This is a genomic window from Mesorhizobium sp. C432A, assembly GCF_030323145.1.
Taxonomy (GTDB): domain Bacteria; phylum Pseudomonadota; class Alphaproteobacteria; order Rhizobiales; family Rhizobiaceae; genus Mesorhizobium.
This window is the reverse complement of sequence record NZ_CP100470.1, coordinates 436077-450158: the sequence shown is the minus strand read 5'-3', so window position 1 is coordinate 450158 and position 14082 is coordinate 436077. Positions and strand designations below refer to the sequence as shown.

Below are 14082 nucleotides of genomic sequence, written 5' to 3'. Positions count from 1 at the left end.
CGCGCCCTGATGAGCGCGATTGAAAACCAGGCGACGGCGGGGCAGGGAAGCGCCCGCGCCGTCGCTATCTTGTTGGCGATCGGCCGCTTCCTGGTCATCGCCGTCACCACCTATCTCGGCCTGCTCGCGGTGACCTTTTTCATCGGCCGCGTCATCCCGATCGATCCGGTGCTGGCGGTGCTCGGCGACCGCGCACCGGCCAATGTCGTCGAGCGCACCCGCCGCGAGATGGGGCTCGATCTTCCGTTGATCGAGCAATTCTATATCTATCTCAAGCATGCGCTGAACGGTGATTTCGGCACCTCGGTGCTGACCACCAATCCGGTGATGACCGACATCCGCCGCGCCTTTCCGGCAACGATCGAACTGGCGACGCTGGGCACTCTGATAGGCTCGTTGATCGGCGTGCCGCTCGGCGTGCTGGCAGCGGTAAAACGCGGCAGTCTCATCGACCAGATCGTTCGCATTGTCGGCCTGATTGGCTATTCCGTGCCTATCTTCTGGATCGGGCTTCTGGGGCTTGTCCTGTTCTACGCCAAGCTCCAATGGGTAGCTTTTCCCGGCCGCCTCGACATCGTCTACGAGTACACATTCACACCGATCACCGGCTTCTACCTGCTCGACGCCGCGCTGCAGGGCCAGTGGGATGTCTTCTACGACGCTTACCGCCACATCATCCTGCCGGCAGGGCTGCTGGGCTATTTCTCGCTCGCCTATATCAGCCGAATGACGCGCTCCTTCATGCTGAACGAGCTGTCGCAGGAATACATCGTCGCCGCGCGCGCCAAGGGCCTGTCTGAAACGCGAATCATCTGGGGCCATGCGCTGCGCAACGCCGCGGTGCCGATGGTCACGGTGATCGCGCTGTCCTATGCCGGGCTGCTCGAAGGTTCGGTGCTGACCGAGACGGTGTTCTCCTGGCCCGGCATCGGCCTCTACATCACCAATTCGCTGCAGAACGCCGACATGAACGCCGTGCTCGGCGGCACCATCGTCATCGGTTCGGTGTTCATCGGCATCAATCTCCTGTCCGATGTTCTCTACAAGGTGCTCGATCCGAGGACGAAGACAGGATGAGCGCCGAAGCAATCCAAACGCGCCGCGATTGGCTGCTCAGCGATCGGCCGGCCTCGCGCATGCAGGCAAGGCTCGGCCGCGCCTATGTCGCCTGGCGGCGCTTTTCCGCCAACCGGCTGGCGTTTCTCGGCCTGCTCATCATCATCGCGCTGCTGCTGGTCGCCGCCTTTGCCGATGTGCTGGCGCCCTATTCGCCGACCATCGGCGATCTCAAGAACGCGCGGCTTTTGGCGCCGAGTGCGGCGCATTGGTTCGGCACCGACGATCTCGGCCGCGATATCTATTCGCGCATTCTTTTCGGCTCGCGCTGGACGCTCTACGTCGTCATTCTTGTCGCCGTCATCGCAGCCCCCATCGGCCTTTTGGTCGGCACCGTCGCCGGCTATGCCGGCGGCTGGACCGATGCCATTCTGATGCGCATTACCGACATCTTCCTCGCCTTTCCCAAGCTGATCCTGGCGCTGGCCTTTGTCGCGGCCCTTGGCCCCGGCATCGAAAACGCGGTGCTGGCCATCGCCATCACCTCGTGGCCGCCTTACGCCCGAATTGCGCGGGCCGAGACGATGACCGTGCGCAATTCGGATTACATCAAGGCGGTGCAATTGATGGGCGCCTCTCCGTTCCGCATCGTGCTGCGCCACATCATGCCGCTATGCATCTCTTCGCTCATCATCCGGGTGACGCTCGACATGGCCGGCATCATCCTCACCGCCGCCGGCCTCGGCTTCCTTGGCCTCGGCGCGCAGCCGCCGCTGCCGGAATGGGGCACCATGATCGCGTCCGGCCGTCGCTTCGTGCTCGACCAATGGTGGGTGGCCGGCGCGCCCGGCTTCGCCATCCTGATCGTCAGTCTCGGCTTCAACCTGCTGGGCGACGGCCTGCGCGATGCGCTCGATCCCCGGAGTGGCGACCAATGAGTGGTGACCAATGAGCGGTGCACTTCTCGATGTCGACGACCTGCGCGTCACCTTCCCGACTCGGACCGGCCTCATCCAGGCGGTGCGCGGCGTCACCTTTTCGCTTGGCCGAGAGCGGCTGGGCATTGTCGGCGAAAGCGGCTCCGGCAAGTCGCAGACCGGCCGCGCCATCATGGGGCTGACGCCGCCGCAGGCCCTTGTGTCGGCCAAGAAGCTCGCCCTCGACGGCATCGACCTTCTGGCCATACCGGCCCGTCAGCGCCGGGCGCTGCGCGGCAAACGCATCGCCATGATCCTGCAGGATCCGAAATATTCGCTCGACCCCGTGATGAGCATCGGCCGCCAGATCGTCGAGACGCTGCGCACGCATGAAAAGGTCTCCAAGGCCGAAGCGCGCGAGCGGGCGCTGGCCATGCTGGAAGCTGTGCAGATCCGCGATCCCTCGCGTGTCTTCGACCTGCATCCGCACGAGGTGTCCGGCGGGATGGGCCAGCGCGCCATGATCGCAATGATGCTGATCGCCGGACCGGAACTGATGATCGCCGACGAGCCGACCTCGGCGCTCGACGTCACCGTGCAGCTCGATGTGCTCGGCATCCTCGACCGCTTGGTCAGTGAGCGCGGCATGGGCCTGATCTTCATCTCGCACGATCTGCGGCTGGTCGCCTCCTTCTGCGACCGCGTCATCGTCATGTATGCCGGCAAGGTGGTCGAGCAGCTCAAGGCGTCGGAGCTGCGCGACGCCCAGCATCCCTACACGCGCGGCCTGCTCAACTGCATGCCCAGGATCGGCTACGAACGCCACCCGCTGCCGGTGCTCGACCGCAAGCCGGAGTGGGCGGCATGACGCCAGCCATTTCGATTGAAGGGCTGGAGGTGGTGTTCGACCGTTTTCGCGCGCTGAAAGGGGCGAACCTCGAGGTGAAGTCCGGCGAATCCTTCGGCCTGGTCGGCGAGAGCGGTTCCGGCAAGTCGACGCTGCTCAAAGCCATTGCCGGCCTGGTGCCTGTCGCATCCGGTACTATCACGGTCAATGGCAAGACGCTGGGAGCGCGCCGCGACAAGGCTTTTTATCGCGAAGTGCAGATGGTCTTCCAGGACCCCTATGGTTCGCTGCACCCGCGTCAGACCGTCGACCGCCTGCTACAGGAACCGCTCGCCATTCACGGCTTTGCCGATGGCGAGCAACGCATCCAGCGCGCCCTCGACGAGGTCGGATTAGGCAACGGTTTCCGTTTCCGCTACGCGCACCAGCTCTCCGGCGGTCAGCGTCAGCGCGTGGCGATCGCGCGGGCGCTCATCCTCGAACCGTCGATCCTGCTGCTCGACGAACCAACCTCGGCGCTCGACGCTTCGGTGCAGGCCGAAGTGCTCAACCTGCTGGAAGAGGTTCGCCGTCGGCGCAAGCTGACCTTCCTGATGGTCAGCCACGACCTCGCCATCATCACCCATATGTGCGAGCGCCTGATGGTGATGCAGAATGGCGAAGCGGTGGAGAACCTGACGGCGGGCCAGCTGATCGGGCACCGCGTGGAGAAGGATTACACACGCAATTTGCTTAGGGCGAGCGAGGGGTTTGTTCGGACGGCGTGAACTAGTTTCTTCCGCAGAATAATCGCTTGGGGAATTCCATGGAAGAATGGAAGTTTGCAGATCCGCCCAATGTCGCGGTGCTATCGGACAAGAGCATATTCAAACGGGGCGACTGGATCGCATACGTTGTGCATGAAGCTGACGATGACGAGAACTACAACGATGAAGGGGGCAGTTGGCAATTCTATAGCAGCGACTCTCGAGATTGGGATGAACGCGAGATAATGCTCGTTGGCCTGCAAGAGGTGGTGCAGCAGGATGAAAGCATCCTGGCATTGGCCGACTTGCCAAAAGGCTGGCATGCTTGGCGGACGTCAAAATCATCGCCATGGCAGCGAGCGAAATCGCGCCCCGAACCCTCTAACGATAACGAATGATCCGGCAAAGCCTTAAGCGGGGTCTTGCGCCAGTTCGCCGTTCTCCGGAACAGATGGTTCGTCCCCCTGCTTAGGCTCCTTGATCCTGAACCACGTCACATAAAGCGCCGGCAGGAACAGCAGCGTGATCGCCGTGCCGGCGATGATGCCGCCCATCATGGCGTAGGCCATCGGGCCCCAGAACACTTCGCGCGCGATCGGGATCAGCGCTAGGCTGGCGGCCGCGGCCGTCAGCGCGATCGGCCGCATGCGGTGCTCGGTCGCTTCGATCACGGCTTCCCAGCGGTCTTGGCCCTCGGCCACCAGATCCTCGATCTGCACGATCAGGATCACCTGAGTTGCGGATCAGGATGCCGATCAGCGCCAGGACGCCCAGAATGGCGACGAAGCCGAGCGGTGCGCCGCTCGGCACCAGGGCCGCGACCACGCCGATCAGGCCGAGCGGCGCCACCGCCACGACCAGGAACAGGCGCTGAAAACTTTGCAACTGGATCATCAGGATGGTCGCCATCACGAACAGCATCAGCGGCACCACCGCTGCGATCGGTCCCTGGCTTTTGGCGCTTTCCTCGACCGAGCCGGCGGTTGCAACGGAATAGCCGGGCGGCAGTTTGGCGATGAAGGCGTCGACCGACGGCTTCAATTCGTTGACGACGGTGGCCGGCAGCACGTCGCCAACGAGGCCTGCGCGAACGGTGATCGTCGGGATGCGGTTGCGCCGCCACACCGTCGGCTGTTCGAGGTCGTAGCGGAAGTTCGCCACCGCGGCGAGCGGGATCGCTTCGCCGTTCCCGGTGACGGGTGAGCTGTCACGGACTGCCCCGTACGTGTATCGGTCGGCTGGTTAAGACCGGTCTGTCGAAGTGGCCCGCATCGACGACAGGCCCAATCGCCCGGCGGCGGTGCCAACTTGAGGAAAACGTGAAATAAGGTCAGAAGAGGCCTTGGCATTCATCTAACGAGAACGGGCGTCGGCCCGATGAGGGACGAAATGAAGAACGCAGCCATTTCTGAGCGCAAGAACCAGTCGATCTCGCGCGGCGTCGGCATGACGACGCAGATCTATGCCGACCGCGCCGAGAATTCGGAGATCTGGGATGTAGAAGGCCGCCGATACATCGATTTCTCCTCCGGTATCGCCGTCGTCAACACCGGCCACCGCCATCCCAGGGTGATCGAGGCGGTCAAGGCACAGCTCGACCGCTTCACCCATACCTGCCACCAGGTCGTGCCCTATGAGAGCTATGTCAGGCTGGCCGAACGGCTGAACGGCATGCTGCCCGGCAAGTTCGAGAAGAAGACCATCTTCGTCACTACGGGTGCTGAAGCGGTCGAGAACGCCATCAAGATCGCCCGCAACGCCACTGGCCGCCAAGCCGTCATCGCCTTTGCCGGCGGCTTCCACGGCCGCACCTTCATGGGCATGGCGCTGACCGGCAAGGTCGTGCCCTACAAGGTCGGCTTCGGCGCCATGCCGGGCGACGTCTACCACGCGCCGTTTCCGGTGCCGCTGCACGGCGTGTCTACAGCCGATTCGCTGGTCGCACTCGACAAACTGTTCAAGGCCGATGTCGATCCGGCTCGCGTTGCCGCCATCATCATCGAGCCGGTCCAGGGCGAGGGCGGCTTCTACGACGCGCCGCGCGAATTCCTGACGGCGCTGCGCAAGCTCTGCGACCAGCACGGCATGCTGCTGATCGCCGATGAGGTGCAGACCGGCTTTGCCCGCACCGGCAAGATGTTCGCCATGGATCATCATGAGGTCGCGGCCGACATTACCACCATGGCGAAAAGCCTGGCCGGCGGCTTCCCGCTGGCGGCGGTCACCGGCCGCGCCGAGATCATGGATGCGCCCGGTCCTGGCGGGCTCGGCGGCACCTATGGCGGCAGCCCGATCGGTGTCGCCGCAGCACACGCCGTGCTCGACGTAATCGAGGACGAAAAGCTGTGCGACCGCGCCAATACGCTGGGCGCCCGGCTGAAACAGCGGCTGCAGTCGATCCGCGACGATGTGCCCGAGATTGTCGACATCAGGGGTCTCGGCTTCATGAACGCGGTCGAATTCAACGACGTCAAGAAGGGCCTGCCGTCGGCCGAGATCGCCAATGCGATCCGGCTGAAGGCGCTCGACAAGGGGCTGATCCTGCTGACCTGCGGCGTCTACGGCAACGTCATCCGTTTCCTGGCTCCGATCACCATCCAGGACAATGTCATGAACGAGGCGCTCGACATTCTGGAAAGCTCGATCCGCGAAGTCTGCGCTGCCTAGCGCAAACCCCTACCTCCCCCTTGGGCCCTTGTGGGGAGGTCGGACCGCAGGTCCGGGTGGGGGCCTCGCGCCGACCCCAACCCCGCTGCTTCGCAGCGACCCTCCCCACAAGGGGGAGGGTAAGTGCGTCTAGCCCGCAGCCCGTGCCGGCTCATCCTGCTGGAACGCGGCCAGCGCCGCCTTCAGCCCATCAGGCCCTTCCGCAACAGTCTGCGCCATCGGCGAAAACCCGGCCCCGAGCATCTTGCGGCCCAGCATATGGTCGCCCGGCCTGTTGACGGATTCGATGCCGAGCAGCCGGCTTCCAGCATAGTGGTAGATCGAGAACTTGTTCTCAGCGAGGTCGCCCAGCACGACATGGCTGTCGCCGCCCGAGGTCAGCCCGACCATCTGCAGTTTCATGTCGCCGATGTCAGACCAGAACCACGGCACCGCCGCATAGGCGTCCGTATGGCCGGTGATCGTGCGTGCGGCAAGCCGCGCCTGGTCGGTGGCGTTCTGCACCGATTCCAGCCGCACGTCGCCGCCGGTCGACCAGTGGCGGTAGGAAGCGGCGTCGCCGATGGCCAGAATATCAGGCACTGAGGTGCGCATCTGTTGGTCGACGCGGATGCCATTGGCGACAGTCAGTCCGGCAGCCTGAGCAAGTTCGACATTCGGCACGGCGCCGATGCCGACGATGACCATGCGCGCGGGCAGCCTTTCGCCGGTGGAGGTGATGGCAGCGCAGACATGGCCGTTTTCCCCTTCCAGCCTGGCAATGGTGGTGCCGGTGAGGATACGCACGCCGATCGCCTCCAGCCGTTGGCGGACATGGCTCGCCACCACCGGCGCCACGGCGCGGCCAAGCAGCCGGTCGACAGCCTCGACCAGGGTGACGTTGCGGCCGGCGGCCCTCAGCGTAGCCGCGATCTCCAGCCCGATGAAGCCGCCGCCGAGGATGACCACGTCTTCGCTTTGGGCGCTGAGCTGGCGGATCAGCCGCGCATCGGCGATCGAGCGCAGCGACAGCACGCCCGAGAGGTCGGCGCCCGGCAGCGGCAGGAGCCGCGGCCGCGAACCGGTGGCCAGGATGAGCCGGTCGAACGGCAGCACGCCGCCGCCTGCTATGTCCAGCTTGCGGCCTGCCGTATCGATGCTGTCGATTCGGACGCCCGGCCTGAAGTCGATGGCGCTGCCGGTGTAAAAGGCCTCGCCGCGCAAGGGTTGCGGCTTGGCATCGGCGTCCTTGATGAAGGTCTTCGACAGCGGTGGCTTGTGATAGGGCAGATCGGTTTCGTCGCCGATCAGTACGACAGGCCCGTCATAGCCTTCCTCGCGCAGGCTGGCGGCCGCTTGCACGCCCGCATGACCCGCACCGAGAATGACGACCCCGTTCTTCATCGCAAACCGAATTCCTGTTTCAAATCTGGAGCATGATGCCGAAAGTGTGAAGCGGTTTTCGGACGACATCATGCTTTGATTGTGAGCCGTTCCGCCAGATGGCGATTGTCTGCCGCCGTCGCAAGAGCCCCGGTCCGGGTCGCACCCGGAACGGTCGCTTGTCAATCGCGCCGTCTCTCATCTTGGCTGCTGGCTATACGATTTAAAGTTGACAGTCCTAGTTTAGAATAATTCTAAACTGTTGTTTCAATTGAATTTTCTAAGGCTCACCAGTTGACTTCCGGCCTCGCCATCGTTTTATGGAGGCTCGCGCGTCAGCGCATCCCTTTGATGTTTGGGCCTTGAACCCGTTCGATTGGAGGCATTTGGTGTCTTTCTTCCGTGAGCCGCAGAGCGGCGCGGCATCTGTCGTGACCTACGGCATGCCTATGTCTTGGCACCGTTTGGCACGCGCGCCTTTTACCGAATTCCCTTTGAACTGGAGAATGATGATGACAGCGCGATATGGCGGCAGGCTGGCTGCGATCGGTGCCACGGCTATGTTGACGGCGGCGGTTTTCATCCTGCCGGCCAAAGCGGCGGAGATCGATGCCAAGGCGGTCATCAAGACCTATTCCGACATCGCGCTGGCCAAGTACGAGGATTCGCTGACCACGGCGCAGGCACTCGACAAGGCTATTGACGCGCTGCTTGCCAACCCGTCGGCGGACACGCTGAATGCCGCCCGCGATGCCTGGAAGGCGTCGCGCGTGCCCTACCAGCAGACCGAGGTCTACCGCTTCGGCAACAAGATCGTCGACGACTGGGAAGGCAAGGTGAACTCCTGGCCGCTGGACGAAGGGCTGATCGACTACGTCGCCAAGAGCTACGGCACCGAGTCCGACGCCAACGCGCTCTACACCGCCAATGTCATCGCCAACAAGGAAATCGAGATCAACGGCAAGAAGGTCGACGCCTCCAGGCTGACGCCGGAATTCCTCTCCGGCACGCTGCAGGAGGCCGGCGGCATCGAGGCCAATGTCGCCACCGGCTATCACGCCATCGAATTCCTGCTCTGGGGCCAGGATTTGCACGGCACCGGCCCGGGCGCCGGCGAGCGTCCGTACACCGACTATGACCTCAAGAACTGCACCGGCGGCAATTGCGATCGCCGGGCCGAGTATCTGAAGTCGGCCAGCGATCTTCTGGTCTCCGACCTGCAGGAGATGGTCGGCAACTGGAAGGAAGACGGCGCCGCCCGCAAGAACCTCGTCGATGGCCAGCCGAACACCGCTATCTCGGTGATCTTCACCGGCATGGGCTCGCTGTCCTACGGCGAACTGGCCGGGGAGCGCATGAAACTCGGCCTGCTGCTGCAAGATCCCGAAGAGGAGCACGACTGCTTCTCGGATAATACCTACAACTCGCATCTCTATGACGCCATCGGCATCCGCGCCGCCTATCTCGCCAGCTACACGCGCACCGACGGCGCCGTCGTTTCAGGCCCGTCGGTGCACGATATGGTCAAGGCGGCCGATCCGGCGATCGACAAGGAACTGTACGACAAGCTCGATGTCTCGGTCGCCAAGATGGAGGCGATCAAGGCGCGGGGAGTGGCCGGCGAGGCCTACGACCAGCAGATCGCCGAGGGCAACACCGAAGGCAATGCTACCGTGCAAGCGGCAATCGACGCGCTGGTCGACCAGACCAAGTCGATCGAACGCGCCGTCGGCGCGCTGAAGCTGAACAACATAGCCTTCGAGGGGTCCGACAGCCTCGACGCACCGGACAAGGTGTTCAAGTAGCCGCGAGCATGACCCCGAAAAGTGGAAGCCGGTTTTCGGAAAAGGTCATGCTCAACTAAGACGTACCACCAGCCAAACGGCGCGGAGGGGCGCCGTCAGCCAGAGCCAATCCATGCTGATCTGCCATTGCAACATCATCACCGAAAAGGAGATTGAGCAGACGATCGTCGATCTGCTGGATCAGGACCCCTGGCAACTGATCGTGCCGGCGAAGGTCTATCACACGATGCAAAAGCGCGGTCGCTGTTGCGGCTGCTTCCCAAATGTGGTCGAAACGATCATTCGGGTCACCGAAAATTACCACACCCGTTCGGAGGCGAGCGGCGTGGACATCGTTTCACACCTGGATCGCGTCAGAGGCCTGCGCGTCCAATATGGGAGCAGAATCCATGAAAGGCGAACCGCAGATCATCGAGCGGCTTAACGAGGCTCTGTTCCTGGAGCTTGGCGCCGTCAATCAATACTGGGTGCATTTCCGCCTGCTCGAAGATTGGGGATATGCCAAGCTGGCAAAGAAGGAACGCGCCGAATCGATCGAGGAGATGCACCATGCCGACCGGCTGGTGGCCCGTATCATCTTCCTCGAAGGGCATCCCAATTTGCAGTCCGTGGCGCCGTTGCGCATCGGCCAGAACGTCAAGGAAGTGCTCGAATCCGATCTCGCCGGCGAATATGACGCACGCACCGCCTACAAGCGTTCGCGCGAGATCTGCAACGAAGCCGGCGACTACGTGACGATGAAGCTGTTCGAGGAATTGCTGGCGGATGAGGAAGGTCACATCGACTTCCTCGAGACGCAGCTCGACCTCCTTGCCTCGATCGGCGAGGAAAAATACGGCCAGCTCAACGCCGCATCGGCGGACGAGGCGGAATAGGACCATGCAGGAATGCGGCGCCCCATAGATATTCTGCGCCGCTTGCGGCGGGCCGCCGGCCCGCTGCTCCTCAAAAACCCGCGATATCAGGCCTTTCGCGGGCTTTCGGTTGTAACCCTGGCGGCAATTTTGGCCCCGGCCCTGGCCGGATCGTCGGAACCGGTCGGCCTCGCCACGAGCCGCACCGACCTGACGCCGAAGGACCAGGCCCGCGTCCTTGCAGTTACCAGGCCAACCCAGGATTTCTCCAAGCCCGAATCCTTCGAAACGATGCAAGGCGGCGCCGGCACGTCGCGCAAGCAGGTCGACCGCGACGCCTTCTCGCAACCCTCTGAAAACATTACCTTCGAGGAACAGGGCAATTTCAAGCTCGGCAATGCGCTTTTCCGCAAGAACTGGGTGTCGTCGCCATCCTCGACCCAGGCCTCGGACGGTCTCGGACCCCTGTTCAACGAGCGCGCCTGCCAGAATTGCCATTTGAAGGATGGCCGCGGCCGCCCGCCGGCCGCCGACAGCCGCACCACGTCGATGTTCCTGCGGCTAGCGCGCGATGCGAGCACGGCCGAGGAAAAGACCGAGATCGCCGCGCACAAGGTGCTGAACTTCCCCGATCCGGTCTACGGCGCGCAGTTGCAGGGACTGGCGGTGCCCGGCCTCAAGGGCGAAGGCCGCATGTATGTCGACTATCGCGAGGAAAAGGTCACGCTCGGCGACGGCAGCCTGGTTTGGCTGCGCAAGCCGAGCTATTCGGTCGACGGGCTTGGCTACGGCCCGCTTGACCCGCGCACCACGCTGTCGCCGCGCCTGACGCCGCCAATGATCGGCCTTGGCCTGATCGAGCAGATCGCGCCGGCCGACCTCCTTGCCCATGCCGATCCCGACGACCGCGACGGCATTTCCGGCAAGCCCAACATGGTGCGTGACCTCAGCAGTGGGCAACTGACGCTTGGCCGCTTCGGTTGGAAGGCCCAGACCGCGTCGATCCGCCAGCAGGCGGCGGACGCCTTTGCCGGCGACATCGGCATTTCGACGCCGGAAGAGCCCAGTCACTGGGGCGATTGCACCGCAGCCGAAGAGGCCTGTTTGGCCATGCCCAATGGCGTGCAGAAGCGGCTCGGCCCGGTCGAGGCGCCACCACCGGTGATGGACCTCGTCACCTTCTATTCGCAGAACCTTGCGGTGCCGGCGCGGCGCGATGTCGGCGCACCCGCCGTGCTCGCCGGCAAGAAGCTGTTCTACGAGATGGGCTGCATTGCCTGTCATACGCCGAAATTCGTCACCATGCGCGGGAACAAGGCGCAGGCGTTCCAACTGATCTGGCCCTATTCCGACTTTCTGCTGCACGACATGGGGCCTGGCCTTGCCGACGGCCAGGCGGTGGGCGATGCCACGGGCAGTGAATGGCGCACCCCGCCGCTATGGGGCATCGGCCTGACAAAGACCGTCAACGGCAACGCTTTCTTCCTGCATGACGGGCGTGCGCGCACGCTTGCCGAAGCGATCCTGTGGCATGGTGGCGAGGGGCAGAAAGCGCGCGATCGCTTCGCCGCCGCCAATACGGCCGACCGCGATGCTCTCATCAAATTCCTGGAGTCATTCTGATGCTCAAGCGGGTTTTGCCTGTTCTACTCCTCCCATTGGCTCTGTTCGGTGCGTCCCCGGCATCGGCCTCGGTGAAAGCCTCCGACGTGATCCAAAGAGCGATCGACGGCTTTGTCCGCCCCGCCTATGCCAGCCTGCATGGCCATGCCGGCACCTTGGCGAAGGCCATGGACGCGCTCTGCCAGGCGCCGTCGCAGGGTAACCTCGATGCCGCGCATGCCGGATTCTCGGCCACGGTCGCAGCCTGGTCGTCGGCTGAAATCATCGGCTTCGGGCCAATCAAGGAGAACAACCGGCTGGAGCGCATGCTCTACTGGCCGGACCGAAAGAGCATCGGCCTGAAGCAGGTGCAGGCGGCGCTGGCCGGCAAGGATCCGACCGCCACCGATCCGGCGCAGCTGGCGGGCAAGAGTGTCGCGATGCAGGGATTAGGGGCGCTTGAGTTCGTGCTTTACGGCGACGGCGCCGAGACGCTCGTCGGCAAGGACGAGCCCTATCGCTGCGCCTATGGCGCGGCGATCGCCAAGAATATCGAGACCATGGCGGCCGATGTCGACGCCGCCTGGAAAAAACCGGACGGTTTTGCAGGCCTGTGGGCCAATCCCGGACCCGACAATGCGCTTTACCGCGACGGCACTGAAGCGGTGACCGAATTGGTCGGCGTGTTCATCAATGAACTCGAAATGGTGCGCGACGTGCGCCTCAAAGGTTTTCTCGGCGCCAAACCGCAGGGTGACAAGCCGAGGCAAGCGATCTACTGGCGCTCGCAAAACACCGGCCTTTCATTAGCCGGCAACCTCTCCGGCATTGATGCGCTGTTCCAGGCCTCGAAGCTCGGCGACGCGCTGCCCGAGGATAGCAGATGGATGGCGGAATCCATCCATATCCAGCTCATCAATGGCGTTGCCACTGCCAAATCCATCCAGGGTCGGATCGACAAGACGCTCGCCGATCCCGCGGAGCGCGGAAAACTCGAACATTTCGCGCTGATCACCTCCAGCCTGTCGGGCTTGATCGGCACCCGGCTAACCGCCGAGTTCGGCCTGACCGCCGGCTTTTCGTCACTGGACGGGGACTGACCAATGGTTGCGACACGCACGCCGCTGATGGACCGCCGCGATTTTCTCAGAGCTGCCGGCGCCGGCTTCGTCGCGTCAATGGCGCCGCGGGCCTGGGCGGACACGCTTGCCGCCGATGCCGTCTTTGCCACCGCCTTCGTCAAGCGCGACGGCAGCTTTGGCGCCGCTGTGTTGTCGGAAGCCGGAAAAGTATTGCATGCGATCGACCTGCCCGACCGTGGCCACGACGTCACCTTCGATCCGGTCTCGAAGCGCTCCGTGGTCTTCGCCCGGCAACCCGGCACCTTCGCCGTGGTCTTCGACCATGCCGGCCGCGAGCCGCCGCTGACCATCGCCAGCATCACCGGTCGGCATTTCTTCGGCCACGGTGTGTTTTCCACCGACGGCGCGCTGCTTTACGTCACCGAAAACAATTTCGACAATGCCGCCGGCGTCGTCGGGATCTACGACGCACGGGCCAAGTTCAGCCGCATCGGCGAGTTTCCGACCTATGGCATGGGGCCGCATGAGCTCTTGCTGCTCGGAGACGGCCGGACGATCGCCATCGCCAATGGCGGCATCGAGACCCATCCCGACTATGGCCGCGCCGAGCTCAACATCGCCACCATGAAGCCGTCCTATGTGCTGGTCGATCGCACAACCGGCGATCTCATCGAAAAGCACGAACTGCCGCCGGCTCTGCACCAGCTGTCGATTCGCCACATGGATGCCGACCCCACAGGCACCATCTGGTTCGGCTGCCAGTACCGCGGGCCGGGCACCGAGCGGCCACCGCTGGTCGGCCGCGCCACGCGCGGCAAGGGGCTGCAGCTGCTCGACATGCCGCAAGACGTGCTATCCGGCTTCCGGAATTACATCGGCTCGGTCGCCGCCAACCCGATTGCCGGCACGGTCGCGGTGTCTTCGCCGGAAGGCAATTCGCTGGCCGTCATCGACGCCGCCAGCGGCAAGATCGTCGCCACCAAGGCGCTGGTCGAGGTCTGCGGCCTGGCGCCCGACGGCCCGGGCTTCATGGCAACCACGGGTGCCGGCGAAATCATCGAAGGCAGCGGCGCGACGCGCTCCGAGCCCGACTATGTCTGGGACAACCACATGCTGCGCATCGCGCCAGCGGCGTAAGCCGTCC

13 protein-coding genes and 1 pseudogene are annotated in these 14082 nt (G+C 63.7%); 12 read left to right on the top strand and 2 right to left on the bottom strand.

The window, feature by feature from the left end:
* The first annotated feature begins 9 nt into the window (after positions 1–9).
* The 5 genes from NLY33_RS02055 to NLY33_RS02035 are packed head-to-tail and all read left to right on the top strand — an operon-like array spanning position 10 to position 3964.
* Positions 10–1077, top strand: coding sequence for an ABC transporter permease (locus tag NLY33_RS02055; protein ID WP_023669524.1), 1068 nt, complete (start codon positions 10–12; stop codon positions 1075–1077).
* Positions 1074–1994, top strand: coding sequence for a nickel transporter permease (gene nikC, locus NLY33_RS02050; protein ID WP_023682024.1), 921 nt, complete (start codon positions 1074–1076; stop codon positions 1992–1994). The genes NLY33_RS02055 and nikC overlap by 4 nt, the downstream gene beginning before the upstream one ends.
* Before the next feature lie 10 nt (positions 1995–2004).
* Positions 2005–2841, top strand: a complete 837-nt coding sequence (locus NLY33_RS02045) for an ABC transporter ATP-binding protein (RefSeq protein ID WP_023682023.1) — start codon at positions 2005–2007, stop codon at positions 2839–2841.
* The gene (locus tag NLY33_RS02040) at positions 2838–3587 is read left to right on the top strand and encodes an ABC transporter ATP-binding protein (RefSeq protein ID WP_023669527.1); all 750 of its coding nucleotides are present in this window, start codon (positions 2838–2840) and stop codon (positions 3585–3587) included. The genes NLY33_RS02045 and NLY33_RS02040 overlap by 4 nt, the downstream gene beginning before the upstream one ends.
* 38 nt (positions 3588–3625) lie before the next feature.
* Positions 3626–3964, top strand: a complete 339-nt coding sequence (locus tag NLY33_RS02035) for a DUF2185 domain-containing protein (RefSeq protein WP_023696743.1) — start codon at positions 3626–3628, stop codon at positions 3962–3964.
* A 12-nt stretch (positions 3965–3976) separates the two neighbouring features.
* Here NLY33_RS02035 and NLY33_RS02030 read toward each other — a convergent pair.
* Positions 3977–4760, bottom strand: a pseudogene (locus NLY33_RS02030) (efflux RND transporter permease subunit); the annotation flags it as partial.
* Positions 4761–4955: 195 nt separating this feature from the next.
* Between NLY33_RS02030 and NLY33_RS02025 the strand changes: the two are divergent.
* The gene (locus NLY33_RS02025) at positions 4956–6233 is read left to right on the top strand and encodes a 4-aminobutyrate--2-oxoglutarate transaminase (protein WP_023699447.1); all 1278 of its coding nucleotides are present in this window, start codon (positions 4956–4958) and stop codon (positions 6231–6233) included.
* A 129-nt stretch (positions 6234–6362) separates the two neighbouring features.
* On the opposite strand, the gene NLY33_RS02020 is transcribed toward NLY33_RS02025, so the two are convergent.
* Entirely contained in the window at positions 6363–7616 is a 1254-nt protein-coding gene (locus NLY33_RS02020) for an NAD(P)/FAD-dependent oxidoreductase (protein ID WP_023708184.1), read from the bottom strand.
* 491 nt (positions 7617–8107) lie between these two features.
* Here NLY33_RS02020 and NLY33_RS02015 point away from each other — a divergent pair, with 491 nt between their 5' ends.
* The 6 genes from NLY33_RS02015 (at position 8108) to NLY33_RS01990 (ending at position 14075) form a co-directional block, all read left to right on the top strand.
* Entirely contained in the window at positions 8108–9400 is a 1293-nt protein-coding gene (locus tag NLY33_RS02015) for an imelysin family protein (protein WP_023703489.1), read from the top strand.
* A 112-nt stretch (positions 9401–9512) separates the two neighbouring features.
* On the top strand, positions 9513–9824 hold the full coding sequence (locus tag NLY33_RS02010) for a (2Fe-2S)-binding protein (protein ID WP_023669536.1): 312 nt from the start codon (positions 9513–9515) through the stop codon (positions 9822–9824).
* Positions 9790–10275, top strand: a complete 486-nt coding sequence (gene bfr / locus NLY33_RS02005) for a bacterioferritin (RefSeq protein WP_023669537.1) — start codon at positions 9790–9792, stop codon at positions 10273–10275. The genes NLY33_RS02010 and bfr overlap by 35 nt, the downstream gene beginning before the upstream one ends.
* 12 nt (positions 10276–10287) lie before the next feature.
* On the top strand, positions 10288–11877 hold the full coding sequence (locus NLY33_RS02000) for a di-heme oxidoreductase family protein (RefSeq protein WP_023703488.1): 1590 nt from the start codon (positions 10288–10290) through the stop codon (positions 11875–11877).
* Complete coding sequence (locus tag NLY33_RS01995; protein ID WP_023682016.1) at positions 11877–12956, top strand: imelysin family protein; 1080 nt, start codon at positions 11877–11879, stop codon at positions 12954–12956. Before NLY33_RS02000 ends, NLY33_RS01995 begins: the two co-directional genes overlap by 1 nt.
* Before the next feature lie 3 nt (positions 12957–12959).
* Positions 12960–14075 carry a DUF1513 domain-containing protein gene (locus tag NLY33_RS01990; RefSeq protein ID WP_023669540.1) on the top strand — a complete coding sequence of 372 codons (1116 nt, stop codon included), beginning with the start codon at positions 12960–12962 and terminating at the stop codon, positions 14073–14075.
* The last annotated feature ends 7 nt before the right edge of the window (positions 14076–14082 follow it).